The sequence below is a fragment of the Microvirga aerilata genome, from assembly GCF_016743775.1.
Lineage (GTDB): Bacteria > Pseudomonadota > Alphaproteobacteria > Rhizobiales > Beijerinckiaceae > Microvirga > Microvirga aerilata.
The window spans coordinates 1-17,306 of sequence record NZ_JAEQMY010000081.1; the positions used below are offsets into that span (position 1 = coordinate 1).

Consider the following 17,306-nt stretch of genomic DNA (forward strand, 5'->3'; position numbering starts at 1 on the left):
CACCCGTCATGGCAGCCTCCTGTGTCAGATCAGGAGATTATGAACCCATGCGCAGGAGGTGCAACTGTAGTGTTAGGTTGAAACAACTCTAGGCGATCGGCCGTTGTCGACTGATGCAAAGTCGGCCGCGACTCCGGCGAATGGGGCCAAGCTCAGGCAACTGCGGAGCGGAAATGACCCTCGCGGTTTAAAGGAAAGGGGGCCGATATGTCGGATCCTGGCGAGCTGAATGTGAACCGGCGCGAGGTGATGGCTGGAGCTGAAGCCTGTGCGGCAGTTGCGGCGGCGCCGCTTTCGGTGAAGGCACAACCCGCGCCAGTTGGGACGCCTGTGATGACCCAGGTCTCGTTCACCGTGAACGGGCAAGGTCGTACGCTGGAGCTCGACACCCGCACGACGCTCCTCGACGCCCTGCGAGAGCACCTGCGCCTCACCGGAACGAAAAAGGGCTGCGATCATGGCCAGTGTGGAGCTTGCACGGTCATCGTCGATGGGCGGCGGATTAATTCCTGCCTGACGCTCGCTGTGATGCACCAAGGCGGGGAGGTCACCTCGATAGAGGGGCTCGGCACGCGAGAGAACCTGCATCCAATGCAGGCGGCGTTCATCAAGCACGATAGCTATCAGTGCGGCTACTGTACGTCCGGACAGATCTGCTCAGGTGTGGCGGTGCTCGAGGAGATCAAGGCCGGGATCCCAAGCCATGTTACGGCCGACCTCATTGCCACGGTGCAGCTCAGCGAGGCGGAGATCCGCGAGCGGATGAGCGGCAACATCTGCCGGTGCGGCGCTTATTCCAACATCGTCGAGGCTATGACCGAAGTTGCGGAGAGCCAAGGATGAGATCTTTCACCTATGAGCGCGCAAATACGCCTGTTGAAGCCGCTGCTGCCGTCGCCCGCGTGCCTGGCGCGAAGTTCATCGCAGGCGGCACGAATCTGCTCGACCTGATGAAGCTGCAGATCGAGGCACCCACCCATCTCGTCGACGTGAACGGGCTGAAGCTCGACACCATTGAGCCGACTCCGGAAGGCGGGCTTCGGATCGGCGCACTTGTCCGTAACACCGACCTTGCTGCCGACGAGCGTGTTCGGCGCGATTACGGTGTCTTGTCACGTGCGCTGCTCGCCGGCGCGTCCGGCCAGTTGCGCAACCAAGCGACAACTGCGGGGAACCTCCTCCAGCGCACCCGCTGCCCCTATTTCTATGACACCGCCCAGCCTTGCAACAAACGCGAGCCCGGCAGCGGCTGCTCGGCCATAGACGGGTTCAGCCGGCAGCTCGGCATCATCGGGGTGAGCGATGCCTGCATCGCCATCAACCCGAGCGACATGGCGGTCGCCATGCGCGCGCTCGACGCGACGGTCGAGACCGTGCGGCCCGACAGCACTACCAGGACTATCCCGATTGCTGAGTTTCACCGCCTGCCCGGCGACACTCCCCACCTGGAGACGACGCTGGAGCCCGGCGAGCTCATCACCGCCGTGAGCTTGCCGCCTCACCTGGGAGGTCGGCAGATCTACCGCAAGGTGCGTGACCGCGCATCTTACGCCTTTGCTCTTGTCTCGGTAGCAGCCGTCATTCAGCGGGACGGTACAGGACGTGTGGCTGTAGGCGGCGTCGCGCACAAGCCGTGGCGGGTCGAAGCGGCGGAAGCCGATCTGCCGCGCGGCCCCAGAGTGGTCACTGAACAGCTGCTCGCCAGTGCCAAGCCGACCCACGACAACGCGTTCAAGGTCATGCTGGTCGAGCGCACGCTCGGCGCGGTGATCTCCGAAGCGAGGAGCTGAGACATGCGGTTCGACACTCCCGCCACTACCAGTCCGATCGATCAGCTCAAGGTTGTCGGCCAACCCACCGACCGGATCGATGGACCATACAAGACGACCGGCACGGCACCCTACGCCTACGAGAGGCACGATGTTGTCCCAGGCCAGGCTTATGGCTTCGTGCTGGGGTCTGGGATCGCTAAAGGCCGCATCACTGCCATGCACCTGGAGGAGGCCAAGACTGCGCCAGGCGTTCTGGCAATCGTCACGACGCTCGACATGCCGCGATTGGAGCGCGGCATGATGAACGCCGCCTATCTGTTCGGCGGACCGGTCATTCAGCATTACCACCAAGCGATCGCCGTGGTAGTCGCGGAGACCTTCGAGCAGGCCCGCGCCGCGGCCTACCTGATCCGTGTCGACTACCAGCCCGAGGCAGGTAAGTTCGACCTCGCCGCTGAGGCGCTGAACGCCCCGCTCGTTGGCGACGATAGCGGCGAGGGCAGCAGCGGCCCCCCTGAGGTCCGCGTCGGCGACTTCGAGGGCGCGTTCGCGGCGGCGGCGGTGACGCTTGACGAGAGCTATACGACACCTGATGAGAGCCACGCCATGATGGAGCCACACGCCACGATCGCGGCATGGCATGGCGATCGGCTGACCCTCTGGACATCGAACCAGATGATCGCCTGGAGCAAACGCAGCATTGCCAAAATCCTTGGTATCCCGGCAGAGAACGTTCGGCTCGACTCGCCCTACATCGGCGGTGGCTTCGGAGCAAAGCTGTTCATCCGGGCCGATGCCGTGCTGGCAGCGCTTGCTGCCAAAGCGGCGCACAGGCCGGTGAAGCTGGCACTCACTCGCCCGCTCATTGCCAACAATACCACCCATCGGCCTGCCACGATCCAGCGCATCCGTATCGGCGCGAACCGTGACGGCACGATCACGGCAATCGCGCACGAGAGCACCTCCGGTAATTTGGCTGAGGGCAAGCTCGAGACGGCGGTGTCACAAACAAGGCTCCTCTACGCGGGCGCAAACCGCCTGATGGCCATGCGGCTCGCCCCCCTCGACCTTCCAGAAGGCAACGCCATGCGCGCACCGGGCGAAGCGCCCGGCATGATGGCGCTTGAGGTCGCAATGGACGAGATGGCGGAAAAGCTCGGCCTCGATCCGGTCCAGTTCCGCATTCTGAACGACACGCAGGTCGACCCGGAGAATCGCGACCGCCGCTTCTCGCATCGGGATCTCGTCGGGTGTCTTCGACTTGGCGCGGAGCGTTTCGGTTGGGACAAGCGCACTCCGAAGCCTGCCCATGTGCGGGACGGACACTGGCTGGTCGGAGCGGGCGTGGCGGTGGGCTTCCGCAACAACCTCCTGACAAAGTCCGCGGCGCGGGTCCGGCTCGACCATGAGGGGGTGGTCACGGTTGAAACCGACATGACCGATATCGGAACGGGGTCCTACACCATCATCGCCCAGACTGCGGCTGAAATGATGGGCGTAGCCTTGGACAAGGTGGCCGTCCGGCTCGGCGACTCCGCCTTCCCAGCCTCCGCCGGCTCCGGTGGACAGTGGGGCGCGAACAACGCGACTGCTGGCGTCTATGCTGCCTGTGTCAAGCTGCGCGAAGCTGTCACGCAGCAGCTCGGCTTCAACGCCGCCGACGCCGTGTTCTCGGACGGCGAGGTGCGATCGGGTAACCGCAGCGTGGCGCTTGCCGAGGCCGCAAGCGCGGGCGAACTTGTTGCGGAAGACCTCATTGAGTATGGCGATCTCGCCAAAACGCACCAGCAGTCGACCTTTGCGGCCCACTTCGTCGAAGTTGGGGTCGACGCAGCGACTGGCGAGGTTCGGGTTCGGCGTATGCTTGCGGTGTGCGCGGCTGGACGCATCCTCAATCCAAAATCAGCGAGGAGCCAGGTGATCGGCGCGATGACGATGGGCGTTGGGGCGGCTTTGATGGAGGAACTGGTCGTGGACAAGCGGCGCGGGTTCTTCGTCAACCACGATCTTGCGGGCTATGAGGTACCGGTCCATGCCGACATCCCGCACCAGGAAGTCATCTTTCTGGATGAGGTCGACCCGATGTCGTCGCCCATGAAGGCCAAGGGCGTGGCCGAGCTCGGCATCTGCGGCGTCGGAGCGGCGGTTGCGAACGCGGTCTACAATGCCACCGGCGTTCGCGTCCGCGACTATCCGCTCACGCTGGACAAGCTCATCAACCGCCTGCCCGAGGCCGTCTGAGACGCGCCTCGCGTTCAAGCTGCATAGCTGGGGGCTGGGGGTAAGTCGGACGTCCCTTCCTTCGCACTGATCCCCTGCTCGTGACCCAAACCGGATGTAGAGCCCCGGAAAGCTTCTTCCGGCACAACCATGAGAGGCGCACAGGCGCTGCCGGTCGCCTGCTGGTAGTCGCAACAGTGGCATTTCAGCATCGGATCGGCTTGGTCCCGTCTCACACCGAAGCATTCTGCAGGTGCATCCGCCAGCCATCCGCTCCATCCCGTTCCTCCATCTGAAGTACTCTGCTCCCTTGTCCAAAGCCTTAAGAACTCCATTCTTCTTACCAAGAGGGGTCCGGAATAGGCCAGTAACTGCGCGCCATCGCAGCCTCGCAAGAAATCGACTCGGAGGAAGCCCATGGCGGTATTGTCGCGCCGCAGCCTGCTCGCCGCTTTGGCGATGTCGGCTGCCGTACCTAGCCTGACACAGGCTCAGGGCCTGTCTGATAGGAACATTTTCATCATTGTCCCCTTCACTCCAGGCAGTGGGCCCGATGTGCTGGCGCGTATTGTCGGTGAGGAACTGCGTAAACGGTGGAACCAGCCGGTCATCATCGACAACAAGCCGGGTGCCAGCGGCAACATCGGTGCGGCCGCGGCGGCTCGTACTGAGCCTGATGGCCATACGATCCTGCTCAGCGTCAACACGTTCCTGATGAATGCCGCGCTCTCCAAGAGCTTGCCCTACGATCCCGTGAAGAGCTTCGCGCCGATCGTCGAACTTGCTACAGGATCGCTTGTTCTGGCCGTCCATCCTTCGATCCCGGTGAAGAGCACACAGGAACTAATCGACTACGCCAAGGGCAAGCCCGGCCAGGTCACCTACGCATCGCCCGGACGTGGGACGCCGCAGCATCTCGCGATGGAGCTGTTCAAGCTCACGGCGGGCGTGGATCTCCGACACGTCCCCTATACAGGCTCTGCTGGCGCCGTGAAGGATCTGGTGGGGGGGCACGTAGGCGCGATGTTCGTCCCGGTGCACACCGTGCTTCCGATGGCAGCTGAGAACCAAGTTCGACTGCTCGCCCTTGGAAGCGAGAAGCGCTCCACGCTTGCGCCGGATGTGCCGACCCTGGCGGAAGAAGGGGTCTCCGGATTCGAGGTTGATCTCTGGTATGCCTTGAGCGCTCCGGCGGCCACGCCGAAGGACATCATCGACCGCTACAACAAGGTCGTGAACGAGATCCTGGTCTCGCCCGATGTCCGTGACCAGTTCGCCAAGCAAGGACTCGTTCCGGTCGGGGGCTCGCCCCAGCAGCTGGCGGCCCTCATCGAACAGGATCTGCCCCGCTGGGCGAAAGTGGTCAAGGACGCGGGCATCACCCAGGAATAGGCACCCAAACCGGTTCCGTGTGCAAAGCGATCAGCAAGTTCTGAATGCGAGCTTTGTCCTGGCCCACCTCTGAGACACCAAGCCCCATTCCACAAGACATTTCATTAGGAGATTTCGATGAAGCGAATCGATGCGTTCACGCACTTCTTTCCGAAGGGCTACTACGATCTAATGGGAGAAGTGGCAGGCCACATGGGAGACATGGTTCTCCGTGCCCGCGCTATCCCGGCGATCCATGATCTCGACGAGCGATTCCGCGTAATGGACAAGTTCCCCGATTATGCACAGGTTCTATCGCTGCCGGCTCCGCCGCTGGAGATCATCTCGGGAGGCAACCCGGATACGGCGCTCGAACTTGCCAAGCGCTGCAATGACGGGCTGGCGGAACTGTGCGCTAAGTATCCTGACCGCTTTCCCGCCTTTGTTGCCCAAACCCCTCTCGCGACTCTGGATGCCGGTGTCGCGGAAACCCAGCGCGCGATCCGCGATCTCGGCGCGATCGGCACTCAGATCTACAGCAATGTGGCTGGCAAGCCGCTCGACCGACCGGAATTCGAAGCTTTCTTCGCGGCTATGAACGAACTCCGCAAACCCATATGGCTGCATCCGTCCCGAGGCGCCAATCATCCGGACTATTTCGATGAGAAGAAGTCGCTCTATGAGATTTGGTGGACCTTCGGCTGGCCTTATGAGACCAGTGTCGCCATGGCGCGTCTCGTCTTCTCGCAGACGCTCGATAAGTATCCGAACCTCAAGATAATTGCGCATCACCTCGGCGCCATGGTGCCCTATTTCGAAGGGCGGGTTGGGCCGGGATGGGATCAGCTTGGGAAGCGCACCTCCGATGAGGACTACTTCTCTCTCCTGAAAAGCCTCAAGAAGCGTCCGCTGGACTACTTCAAGCAGGATTTCTACGCCGACACGGCCGTGTTCGGCTCGAAGGCTGCGACCATGTGCGGACTCGAGTTCTACGGCGTCGACAATGTCGTGTTCGCATCCGACTGCCCCTTCGATCCCGAGCAGGGACCCGGCTACATCCGTGAGACACTTCAGATTCTGGAGGGGCTGAACCTGTCCCAGGAGGATAAGGAGAAGATCTACTTCAGGAACCTGGAAAAGCTCACCGGCCATAGTTTCTCCAGCTGACCATGAGCTACGGAAAACAGGAAGACGCGCAAGTCGTCATCGTCGGAGGCGGCCCTGTCGGCATGGGGCTGGCGATCGAGCTTGGGCAGCGTGGAATCCACTGCGTCGTCGTCGAGCGCTACACGTCTCCGCAGCCTATTCCAAAAGGGCAGAATCTAACTCAGCGGACGATGGAGCACTTCTACTTTTGGGGTGCGGAAAAGGCTTTGCGTGCTGCGCGAACGATCCCACGCGAATACGGGATTGGAGGTTTGACGGCCTATGGAACTCTACTTGGGAATTATACCTACGACTGGCTTCAGCGGGAACTCGTAAGGCCATTCTATTTCACCGATAACGAGCGGCTGCCCCAATACGCAACAGAGGCAGTACTCCGGCAGCGGGCTGCCGAGATCCCGGAAGTCAGCACGCTATATGGGTGGGGCGTCGAGGAGGTAAGTCAGGACCATGATGGCGTGCATGTCGTCATTACCGAGCGCGAGCAGGGTGACCGACGAGTTCTGCATGCCCAGTACGTTGTAGGCTGTGATGGTAGCCGGTCTTTGGTGAGGGAGCAGAGTGGCATTACCCAGACACGCTCTGACCACGACCGGCTCATGGTCCTTCTGGTGTTCCGCTCCAAAGGTCTCCATCAGCTTCTTGAGCGGTTCCCCGGTAAATCGTACTACAATGTCCTTGACCCAGAACTTAAGGGATACTGGAAATTCTTCGGTCGTGTAGACCTTGGAACAACTTGGTTCTTCCATGCACCAGTCCCCCTTGGAACGACCAAGGATAATTTCGACTTCAGCCAGTATCTTCAATCCGCCGTAGGGGCAGAGTTCGACGTGGAATTTGAACACATCGGATTCTGGGAACTGCGAGTTGCCACGGCCGACACTTACCGAAAGGACCGCATCTTCATCGCCGGTGATGCGGCCCACAGCCATCCGCCCTATGGTGGTTACGGTATCAATACTGGTCTTGAGGACGCGGCAAACCTTGGATGGAAGCTTGCCGCCGCGTTGCGAGGCTGGGCCGGCTCCAAGCTCCTGGACACTTACGATGAAGAGCGAAAGCCGGTCTTTCAGTCGACGGCGCGAGACTTTATCGAGCGAGCCATCGCGGCCGACAGACACTTCCTCGATACGTTCAATCCGGATCGTGATCGGAGCACGTTTGAGCGAGAATGGCACGCTCGGAGCTCCGGCGCAAAGGCCGAGATCAATGCCTTTGAGCCTAACTACCGCGGCTCCTCGATTGTGTGGGGAGAACCTGACAGCGGATGCAGCGCCCTCGGTTCACATAGCTTTGCGGCGCGCGCAGGACATCACCTTGCGCCTGTGCTTCTCTCGTCAGGCCGCAACATCTTCGAGGATCTAGGTCAGGGTTTTTGTCTGCTGGGCTTGGACGTCCATGAAAGGACTCTGAAATCCTTCGAAGCAGCCGCCAAACAAAGAAGTGTGCCCCTCAAGATCATCACGGATACCTTCGTTGAGGGCCGCGAGCAGTATCAGGCAAGATTGATCCTTATCCGCCCTGACCAGTTCGTCGCGTGGACTTCCAGCGACAGCGGCGCTGAAGGAGCAGAAGTCCTGGAGCGGGTTATTGGTGCAGAGCAGCAGCCAGCGCCGTCTAGTGCCCTGCGACCGTGATCCCGCTTCTGGCGGACGCCGTCTTCTGGCCGGAGGCATCGAACTGCTTGAGGTAAGCAGTCAGGTCCTTGATCCTCTGCTCGTCCTTGAGGCCAGCGTACACCATTTTGGTGCCCGGCACCTTCGCCTTGGGATCCTTGATGTATTCGGAAAATGTCGCTTCATCCCAGGTGATGCCTGAGTTCTTGTTGGCAGGGGAGTAGTTATAACCCTCGACTGTTCCAGCCTTTCGGCCGAAGAGCCCGTTGAGCACCGGACCAACTGCATTCTTGGCAGCAGGGCCAACCTGATGACAGGCGCGGCATTGCGCAAAAACCTTCTCGCCGGCCTCTACGTCCTGGGCCTGAACCATTGTCGGACTGAATGCCAGAGTGATGAATGTGAGAAGTGAAATGCGCATCGGAAAGCCTATCAGTGGTCACGGTTGCCAAGGCAAAACTAGAGAATGACATAGCGGTTCCATAGACTCTGCCCCGCAGTTCTGCTGCGGGCAGAGAATCTGAGGAGAGCGATCGGCCCAAAACAGCCGCTAACGGTTCGCTCTCTACTGAATTGACGCATCGCACAATCATTATGTGCAATGCGTCAAAACTTCCGATCATTGTGTCGACTTTCCCCAAGAGGTTCGTTCAACACATCTTGCAGTATCACTCAATTGGTAAAATCGATCATAGCTGGAACTGAGATATAGGATTGTTGGTCTCCTACTCCATTCAGTCACGAATGATTGACTAGCATTCGAATTGTTCTAAGACTCATAGTTCAGCTGTGCGTGAAGATGCACCCATAATCCAAAAATCGGGAGGAACGAGATGGTCAACCTGACGATCAATGGAACTGTTCATCGTGTCGACGCTGAACCGGACACACCTCTCTTATGGGTTATACGCGAGCAGGTCGGACTGACCGGCACAAAATATGGCTGCGGCGTTGCCCAATGCGGCGCCTGCACCGTTCATGTGGATGGCGTCGCCACACGGTCCTGCAGTCTTCCGATATCGGCGGTTACTTCTGAGCATAAGATCGTAACCATCGAAGGGCTGTCTCCAGACACGTCGCACCCGTTGCAGAAGGCCTGGCTCGAACTTGATGTTCCACAATGCGGATATTGTCAGACTGGTCAGATCATGGCCGCTGCGGCGCTCCTTCAGGCCAACCCCAATCCTTCCGACGAAGACATTGTAGCCGAGATGACAAATATCTGTCGATGCGGAACCTACAATCGCATCAAGGCAGCCATCAAGCTCGCCGCCTCAGAGAACCGCGGCTGACCGAGATCAGGAGGAACCAATGCCTGCAGCACTCGATGCCTCTCGCCGCTCATTTCTTGTCGGTTCCGCTGCAGCAGCAGGGGGGCTGGCGTTAGGAATCAGCATTCCCTTCGCCAGCGAAGCTCTCGCGCAAAGCGCCCCGGAGATCAATGCCTGGGTGATGGTAAGACCCGACGAAACGGTGGTGGTTCGGATCGGTCGCGTTGAGATGGGGCAGGGGACCCTAACGGGCCTTGCCCAGCTCGTTGCCGAGGAGCTTGAATGCGATTGGTCGAAGGTGACGACCGAGTATCCGACCCCGGGCCAGAACGTTGCCCGCAGCCGCGTCTGGGGCAATTTTCAAACGGCCGGAAGCCGGGGTGTCCGTGACTCGCACGACTACATGCGCAAGGGAGGCGCCGCTGCCCGGCAGATGCTGATCCAGGCTGCTGCCAACGGGTGGGGCGTGCCAGCCGGTGAGTGTACAGTCGTAAAAGGCGTGATCACTCATTCGCCGTCAGGCCGCACGACAACCTATGGCAAGGTCGCTGAAGCAGCCTCGAAGCTCGAAGCTCCGAAGGACGTGCAGCTCAAGGATCCCAAGGACTGGACGATCGCTGGAAAGCCCGTTAAGCGGCTCGACACCGCCGAAAAGCTGAACGGCTCCCAGATCTATAGCATCGATGTGAAACGTCCGGGGATGCTGAATGCTGCCATCAAGGCCTGCCCGGTCTTCGGCGGGAAGCTCAAGAGCTTTGATGCCGCACAAGTCCAAGGCATGCCCGGCGTCAAGAAAGTCGTCGCCGTTGGCGACAACGCAGTCGCAGTTGTTGCCGACACATGGTGGCGAGCCAAGACGGCGCTCGATGCCTTACCCATCGAGTGGGACGGGGGCCCGAATGCGGCACTCTCCAGTGAGAGCATCGATCAGATGCTGAAGGAGGGGCTTGCGGCGGAGCAGGCCTTCGTCGGCAATCAGGCCGGTGACATCAAAGCTGCCATCGCAGGTGCAGCCAAGAAAGTGGAAGCGGATTACGGCTTCCCATACCAGCATCACGCCACCATGGAGCCGATGAACGCCACGGCTCTCTGGACCAATGACAGATGCGAAGTCTGGACGGCAACGCAGAATGCCGAGGCTGCCCTCGCAACGGCAGTCGCCGCCTCGGGCCTGACGATCGATAAATGCGATGTCTATCGCCAGAACCTCGGCGGGGGCTTCGGCCGGCGCGCCACAAGCCATGACTACGTCCGTCAGGCGGTCCTGATTGCCAAGGAGATGCCGGGCACGCCCGTGAAGCTGATCTGGTCCCGCGAAGAGGATATGCTGCACGGGCATTATCACCCCATCACGCAGGCCAGGATAGTCGGAGCTCTCGATGCGGACGGGAACCTGACCGGGTTGCGCATGCGCATCTCGGGTCAATCGATCCTGGCGGGTGTCAACCCTCAAGGGCTCCAGAACGGGCGGGATCCGGCGACGTTCCAGGGTCTGAACCCGAGCGGGACGGAAGGCGTGCTCGGCTACACAATCCCGAATCTGCTCATTGATCATGCCATGCGAAACCCGCCGATCCCGCCGGGCTTCTGGCGAGGTGTGAACAACAATCAGAATGCTCTCTACCTCGAATGCTTCATGGACGAACTGGCGCATGCCGCCAGCAAGGATCCACTGGAGTTCCGGCGCAAGCTGCTCGTCAACCATCCCAAGCACCTCGCTGTGCTCAACGCGGTGGCAGAGAAGGCTAGTTGGGGCACGCCAGCGCCGCAAGGCGTCTACCGCGGGCTCGCACAGCACATGGGATATGGCAGCTACGTTGCAGCCTGTGCGGAGGTCTCGGTCGGCGATAACGGGGTGCTGAAAATTCACCGCATCGTGGCAGCGACGGATTGCGGCCATGCGGTTAACCCTCAGCAGATCGCTGCCCAGATCGAAGGATCCTTCGTCTATGGGCTGACAGCCTTGCTCTACGGCGAGATCACGCTGAGAGACGGCAAAGTGGAGCAGGAGAACTTCGACTCCTATCAAATGATGCGCATGGACGAGATGCCCGAAGTGGAGTCCATCGTGATGCCATCGGGGGACTTCTGGGGCGGTGTCGGCGAGCCGACGATCTTCGTGGCGGCGCCAGCGGTGCTGAACGCCATCTTCGCCGCGACTGGAAAGCGAATCCGCTCAGGTCCGTTGACGAAAGCCGATCTGCGCAGGGCTTGAGGCTGTGATCAGGTTGCATCTGGCATCTGCTCGCATGCTGAGAGGCAAGATGTCGGCGGCGTTCGCCATCATGGCCTTAACGGTGCCTGCGATGGCTCAAAACGTGGCGCCCCCCGGCGCCACAGCCTGCTCCGGCTGTCATGATCCTAGCACCCCTGGTGCGGTCTTTCCTCCGCTTCACGGCTATCCCTCAGGGGAGATCGTCGCTGCCATGCAGGACTTCCGGACGGGTCAGCGTCCGGCAACGGTCATGGATCGCATTGCCAAGGGCTTCACGGATGAGGAAACCCAGGCCATCGCATCCTGGCTCAGTCAGCAACCATAAGAGGCTCGCATGCTGCAAGTGCTTACCCGAAGGATGCTTCTGAAAACGGCAGCCGTGGGAGCAGCCGCCGCTGCATTCTCCCGACGAACGGCTGCTCAAGCGTCGCCAAAGGTGGTCGTTGTCGGAGGAGGCTTCGGAGGGGCTACGTGCGCTCGGGAACTGAAGCAGAAGGGATTGGCCGTTACCCTCGTCGAAGCGAACGCTGTCTACACTGCCTGCCCCTTCAGCAACGCGGTGCTTGCCGGCCTGCGCCCAATTGAGGCGCAACAGCTCAAGCTGGATGCTGTTGAGAAGGGCGGAATTGACATCATCCAGAAAAAGGCAACCGGCGTCGATCCGCAATCGCGGCGCATCGCGCTTGAGGATGGCTCGTCGCTGGATTACGACCGTCTCGTTCTCTCGCCAGGAGTAGACATCAGGTTCAATGCCTTGCGCGGCTATGACGAGGCGGCGGCCACGGTCATGCCGCATGCCTGGAAGGCTGGGGAGCAGACGACTCTCCTGCGCCGCCAGCTCGAAGCGATGGATGACGGCGGCACCTTCGTCATGGCGGCTCCCGCCAATCCGTTCCGCTGCCCGCCGGGACCCTACGAGCGGGCAAGTCTGGTTGCGCATTACCTCAAGACGCATAAGCCACGATCCAAACTCCTCATCCTGGATGCAAAGGACAGCTTCTCCAAACAGCGCCTATTCCAGGCAGCCTGGCAGGATCTCTATCCCGGCATGATCGAGTGGGTGTCCCTATCGTCCGGGGGCAAGGTGATCGAGGTCGATGCCAAGGCCAAGACACTGGTCACCGATTTCGGACGGCATAAAGGCGATGTCGTCAACGTCATCCCGCCGCAGCGCGCCGGCGAAATCGCTCAGGTAGCGGGCGTTGCGGATCGGACTGGGTGGTGTCCCATCGATCCCGTGACCTTCGAGTCCCGTCTCCAGCCGAATATTCACGTCATCGGCGATGCCTCGATTGCAGGTGGCATGCCCAAGTCGGCTTTTTCTGCCAATGCCCAAGGAAAGGTCTGCGCTGCGGCTGTTGCCAGCCTCCTCCGAGGCGAGGCTCCAGCTGAGCCCAAGCTGATCAACACCTGCTACAGCCTTGTGGCGCCCGATTACGGCATTTCCGTCGCTGGCGTGTACACTCCACGAAATGGTCTACTGGCCGATGTGGAGGGTGCCGGCGGCACCAGTCCTGTCAATGCACCGCCGTCCTTCAGGGCTCAGGAAGCTATCTATGCCGAAGCTTGGTTCCAGACCATCACCCGTGAAGTCTACGGCTGATAGGCGATTGGCGATGGCGGCAGCTCTGGTCCTACTTGCCCTCCTCTCCAGTCAGGCCATGGCGCAGGACGTGCGCCCCTACGAGATCGTGGGTGATGCCATTCCAGTGCCGCTGACTGGGGCCAAGGGGGATCCTGCCCGCGGTCGTGCCATCGTGGTGGATCGTCAGAGAGGCCTTTGCCTGCTGTGCCACGCCGGCCCCTTTCCGGAGCAGCGCTTTCAAGGAAACCTCGCCCCAGACCTGGCAGGGGTGGGGACCCGCTGGTCGGAAGGCCAGCTGAGGCTCAAGATCGTCGACAGCAGACGGCTGAATCCTGCGACAATCATGCCGCCCTACTACGCCATGGATAGTCTCGTTCGGGTCGGGCGGAACTGGCAGGATAAGCCCGTGTTGAGCGCAGAGCAGGTCGAGGACGTGGTGGCGTTCCTCACAACGCTAACGGAGACGCCATGAGCCGGAAGCCGGGACCCGTTGAGACTTCAAGGCGTGAAATACTTGCAGCCGGTGCGGGCGCTCTGGCGCTGATCATCGCACGCCCCGCTCGGGCGACGCCTGAGAGCATGGCTGCGGCCATCAAAGCCTTCGTTGGCGGGGCGGACGTGCGTGAGGGAAGGGTGATCCTCGAGATCCCCCCGCTCGTGGAAAACGGCAACTCCGTACCCCTGACCGTGAAGGTCGACAGCCCCATGACCGCACAGGACTACGTGAAGAGGATCGCCATCTTCAACGAACGCAATCCTCAGCCAAACGTGGCCCTTTTCTACTTGAATCCGCGAGCCGGGCACGCCCTTGTCTCCACCCGCATCCGCTTGGGAGACTCCCAGAACATCGTTGCGATTGCCCAGCTGAGCGATGGCACATTCTGGTCCGACAAGGCCGAACTCATCGTCACCTTGCCGGCCTGCGTGGAGAGTTGAACATGGCACGCGCGCTCATCAATGTTCCCGCCAAGGCCAAGCGAGGCGACATCATCGAGATCAAGGCCCTGATCTCGCACCCGATGGAAACGGGATATCGAACCGGGACCGACGGTGCGCTTGTGCCGCGCGACATCATCAATCGCTTCATCTGCACGTATAATGGCGAAGAGATATTCAGCGCAGATCTGTTCCCGGCCATAGCCGCCAACCCGTTTTTCTCCTTCACCACCACAGCAACGGAGAGCGGACGGATCGCGTTCCGATGGATCGATGATCGGGGGCAGGCTTATCTCGAGACAGCAGAGATCGCGGTCGAATGAGGGGTGTGCTGAAGGGTTTTGCGCTAACCGCCGGATTCGGAGGCGCGCTGGGCATTTGCATCTCTCTTGCCATTGCTCAAGCGCCACCGTCCGAGCGCAAGTCCGGATTCGAGTTCATGAGCCCGGAATCTCAGGCGACCCAGCAGGATGACTTCTCGAACCCAGGCATGTTGTGGGTCGCCGAAGGCGAGGCCCTCTGGAACGCGAAGGCAGGTGCGACCGGGCGCTCCTGCGCCGAGTGCCACGGAGATGCAGCAGTGAGCATGAAAGGCGTTGCCGCGCGCTATCCTGTCTTTTTTGCCGGGAGCGGAAGACCGATTGATCTCCAGAGCCGCATCAATGTCTGTCGGAAGACCAACCAGGACACGACCCCTTTTCCGCTCGAAAGCCGAGAACTCCTCGCGCTCTCGGCTTTCATCGGAAGGCAGTCGCGAGGCATGCCCATCACCACGGGTGAAGACAAGCGCCTTGACCCATTCCGCGCCCGGGGGCAGGAACTCTATGAACAGCGGCAGGGCCAGCTGAACTTCTCCTGCGCCAATTGCCACGACAACAACTGGGGGAGAAGACTTGCCAGCAGCGTGATCCCTCAGTCTCATCCAACGGGCTACCCTCTCTATCGTTTGGAATGGCAGGGCTTGGGATCCCTGCAGCGGCGGCTACGAAACTGCATGATAGGCGTGCGGGCGGAGCCGTACCCGTACGGCTCGCAGGAATATGTCGAACTCGAATTGTTCCTGATGACCCGTGCCATGGGCATGCCTCTGGAAACACCAGCCGTTCGGCCCTAGTGAGCTCGAGTGCGGCTAGCCACTCGTGGGCTTGTCCGCCAATTTGGGGCCCACGGTCAGAGAGATCGCCTCCCCCTGCTTGAGCCCATAAGCTGTAAGAGCCTGGCTCAGTTCCTGGGCCGCGGCGCCGGCCCTGACCTGACCGCTGGGGATCTTCTTCTTCCAATTGTCGGATTCGTTCTCCGGGGGCATCCAGCCGAGCCGCTTGAGCGCTTCAGGGGTATCCTCCTTCATGAAAGGATAGTTGAACTTGCTAATGGCCTCTGCGAGCAGCCCATCGTCGGTTCGGATGACGGAGACGAAGTACTTCTCCTTCTCGCTGTAGACCTTTGCCGTCATGTCCGGCTGCGAGGCCACGAAAGTCACTAGATCGGACAGGCACTTCTCGCTGAAGCGTCTCAGTTGCTGAGTCATCGTCCCTGAGCACGACGCCTCTTCTGCCTGCTGAGCAACTGCTGCTCCCGAAACGGCGGCAGAGACGGACAGCATGAAGGTTGCGACCTGAAGAGTCTTCTGCCAGCAGATCATCGAGCTCCTCCCCATGCAGGCGATACCAACCAACAAAGCCCAGGATATTCGGTTCCCCAAAATTAATCGCATAAGACGGTAGGTGGTACTGGACTGACCCTAGCCCGATTACTATTTCGAATCCGCACCTTCGTCTCTAAAGACAGTATTGCAGTTACATTTGCGGTACTTTGCCGTAATGACTGAGCACATCAGTTGCAGCCGAAATTCAAACGAAGTGAATGGCCGCTCTTGGCACGTTCCGGAAGTACGCCGAATTTCTGCAAAGATGCGATAAGCGGACCTTCATTTGGTTCGTCCAACCTTTCACTTTAACCCGGAACTGACCTTCCCCCGGCGTCGCGCGGGAGCCGGTATGCCCTACGCCGGACTGGCACATACCCAATGTCCCGACGGTTCCCGCAAGCAGAGGTTACGTTCGACGAGTCTGCGCGTAGTCCACTGTGTGGCAGTGCATCGCGGCGAGCCCTTAATGCTCGATGGAGACCGCAGATCGCGATTGCTGAAATTGCACCAAAGCCTCACGGATGAACTCGACGAGCTGCTGGGCCGCAAGGGATAGCGGACGTCTGCTCGATGTCAGAAGCCAAATATCCATCGAGGTCCTAGGAAGCAGCGGCCGACGGATCAACTGATCCGATGGGAAGTCCATCCCGACGAAAGACGGGAGAATAGAGACGCCAATGCCATTGGCGACGAAGCTGCAGGCGGTCTCCGACATCGGCACTTCAATTTGATTGCGCTTTTGTACGCCGCGCATCTGAAATACCCGATCGATTGTCATTAGGGAGCAATCGTCTCTTTCCAGGGAGATAAACGACTCGTTCCGCAAAGCCTCCACGCCGACAGTGGCTTTCCTGGCGAGCGGATGCCGTGCTGGCAGAAAGCACATGAGATCAAATCGGACGACAGCCTCGGCCGTCACGTCCGGATGGTCGAAGGGAAGGATGCTGAGACCGATATCGACCTGTTGCGCCATGACGAGTTCCGCGATGCGCGGCGAGGCCCGGCTTTGGAGCGTCAGACGCAGATCCCGCTGCTCAGCCAAAAAGGGAGAAAGGGCCCGTGGCAGATAACGTGAGGCTAGAGCTGGGAGCGCCGCGATTGTGACTTGGCCCCACTCGCGGTTCCGCACGGCCGCTGCTATTCGCTCAATCCGCTCCGTGCCGGCGATCAGCTTCTCGACCTCTGCCGCCACAAGGCGCGCCTCCAGCGTTGGAACCAAGCGGCCATTGCTGCGCATGAAGAGCTTGAAGCCGCAGCTCTCACCGAAGCCCTTCAACAGCTTGCTGACGGCCGGCTGTGAAATGCCCAATCTCTCGCCAGCAAAGCAGTTCTATACCGCCCCCTAGCAGACATTGCTCGGTAACGAAGCATTCTCACTCTAAAGCGGGAGGTCCGGATCTGGCACTCCTGAGAAGTTAAGCGAAGGGCAGCTAAAGCGCTTTTAGTTTCAGTGTAGAGCATAGCCGGCATGCCTGATCCAGCCTCGGGCATCCTGGGCGGTGATGGTG

17 protein-coding genes are annotated in these 17,306 nt (G+C 60.4%); 14 read left to right on the forward strand and 3 right to left on the reverse strand.

The genetic code is table 11. The features are described 5' to 3' along the window. Positions 1–207 precede the first annotated feature (207 nt). The 6 genes from paoA to JKG68_RS26200 all read left to right on the forward strand — a co-directional run bounded on the left by paoA (position 208) and on the right by JKG68_RS26200 (position 8,164). Complete coding sequence (gene paoA / locus JKG68_RS26175) at positions 208–843, forward strand: aldehyde dehydrogenase iron-sulfur subunit PaoA (protein ID WP_202064654.1); 636 nt, start codon at positions 208–210, stop codon at positions 841–843. After that, a complete protein-coding gene (locus tag JKG68_RS26180) occupies positions 840–1,790 on the forward strand; it encodes an FAD binding domain-containing protein (protein WP_202064656.1) in 951 nt (316 codons plus the stop codon). Before paoA ends, JKG68_RS26180 begins: the two co-directional genes overlap by 4 nt. 3 nt (positions 1,791–1,793) lie before the next feature. After that, positions 1,794–4,013, forward strand: a complete 2,220-nt coding sequence (gene paoC / locus JKG68_RS26185) for an aldehyde oxidoreductase molybdenum-binding subunit PaoC (RefSeq protein ID WP_202064657.1) — start codon at positions 1,794–1,796, stop codon at positions 4,011–4,013. Positions 4,014–4,409: 396 nt separating this feature from the next. Then, positions 4,410–5,384, forward strand: coding sequence for a Bug family tripartite tricarboxylate transporter substrate binding protein (locus JKG68_RS26190; protein WP_202064659.1), 975 nt, complete (start codon positions 4,410–4,412; stop codon positions 5,382–5,384). Positions 5,385–5,501: 117 nt separating this feature from the next. Beyond that, entirely contained in the window at positions 5,502–6,530 is a 1,029-nt protein-coding gene (locus JKG68_RS26195; protein WP_202064661.1) for an amidohydrolase family protein, read from the forward strand. Positions 6,531–6,532: 2 nt separating this feature from the next. Continuing rightward, positions 6,533–8,164 carry an FAD-dependent monooxygenase gene (locus JKG68_RS26200; protein ID WP_202064663.1) on the forward strand — a complete coding sequence of 544 codons (1,632 nt, stop codon included), beginning with the start codon at positions 6,533–6,535 and terminating at the stop codon, positions 8,162–8,164. Here the strand turns inward: JKG68_RS26200 and JKG68_RS26205 are convergent. After that, positions 8,145–8,564, reverse strand: coding sequence for a c-type cytochrome (locus JKG68_RS26205; protein ID WP_202064664.1), 420 nt, complete (start codon positions 8,562–8,564; stop codon positions 8,145–8,147). The two genes, JKG68_RS26200 and JKG68_RS26205, sit on opposite strands and share 20 nt — an antisense overlap. 412 nt (positions 8,565–8,976) lie before the next feature. On the opposite strand from JKG68_RS26205, the gene JKG68_RS26210 reads away from it, so the two are divergent. From JKG68_RS26210 to soxA, 8 genes are read left to right on the forward strand one after another with little or no spacing between them, the layout of a single operon-like run. Continuing rightward, a complete protein-coding gene (locus tag JKG68_RS26210; RefSeq protein ID WP_202064665.1) occupies positions 8,977–9,435 on the forward strand; it encodes a (2Fe-2S)-binding protein in 459 nt (152 codons plus the stop codon). Between the two features lie 19 nt (positions 9,436–9,454). Further along, the gene (locus JKG68_RS26215; RefSeq protein WP_202064666.1) at positions 9,455–11,629 is read left to right on the forward strand and encodes a xanthine dehydrogenase family protein molybdopterin-binding subunit; all 2,175 of its coding nucleotides are present in this window, start codon (positions 9,455–9,457) and stop codon (positions 11,627–11,629) included. A gap of 49 nt (positions 11,630–11,678) precedes the next feature. After that, on the forward strand, positions 11,679–11,954 hold the full coding sequence (locus JKG68_RS26220; protein ID WP_202064667.1) for a c-type cytochrome: 276 nt from the start codon (positions 11,679–11,681) through the stop codon (positions 11,952–11,954). Positions 11,955–11,963: 9 nt separating this feature from the next. Then, entirely contained in the window at positions 11,964–13,232 is a 1,269-nt protein-coding gene (locus JKG68_RS26225) for an FAD-dependent oxidoreductase (protein ID WP_376773212.1), read from the forward strand. A 13-nt stretch (positions 13,233–13,245) separates the two neighbouring features. Then, on the forward strand, positions 13,246–13,686 hold the full coding sequence (soxX, locus tag JKG68_RS26230) for a sulfur oxidation c-type cytochrome SoxX (protein WP_202064668.1): 441 nt from the start codon (positions 13,246–13,248) through the stop codon (positions 13,684–13,686). After that, positions 13,683–14,150 (forward strand): SoxY-related AACIE arm protein, encoded by a 468-nt coding sequence (locus tag JKG68_RS26235; RefSeq protein WP_202064669.1) that lies wholly within the window; start codon positions 13,683–13,685, stop codon positions 14,148–14,150. The genes soxX and JKG68_RS26235 overlap by 4 nt, the downstream gene beginning before the upstream one ends. A gap of 2 nt (positions 14,151–14,152) precedes the next feature. Continuing rightward, a complete protein-coding gene (gene soxZ / locus JKG68_RS26240) occupies positions 14,153–14,473 on the forward strand; it encodes a thiosulfate oxidation carrier complex protein SoxZ (RefSeq protein ID WP_202064671.1) in 321 nt (106 codons plus the stop codon). Then, positions 14,470–15,264, forward strand: a complete 795-nt coding sequence (gene soxA, locus JKG68_RS26245; RefSeq protein WP_202064673.1) for a sulfur oxidation c-type cytochrome SoxA — start codon at positions 14,470–14,472, stop codon at positions 15,262–15,264. Before soxZ ends, soxA begins: the two co-directional genes overlap by 4 nt. Before the next feature lie 15 nt (positions 15,265–15,279). On the opposite strand, the gene JKG68_RS26250 is transcribed toward soxA, so the two are convergent. Then, positions 15,280–15,792 carry a TY-Chap domain-containing protein gene (locus JKG68_RS26250; protein WP_202064675.1) on the reverse strand — a complete coding sequence of 171 codons (513 nt, stop codon included), beginning with the start codon at positions 15,790–15,792 and terminating at the stop codon, positions 15,280–15,282. Between the two features lie 469 nt (positions 15,793–16,261). Next, the gene (locus JKG68_RS26255) at positions 16,262–17,107 is read right to left on the reverse strand and encodes a LysR family transcriptional regulator (RefSeq protein WP_376773213.1); all 846 of its coding nucleotides are present in this window, start codon (positions 17,105–17,107) and stop codon (positions 16,262–16,264) included. Positions 17,108–17,306: the final 199 nt, after the last annotated feature.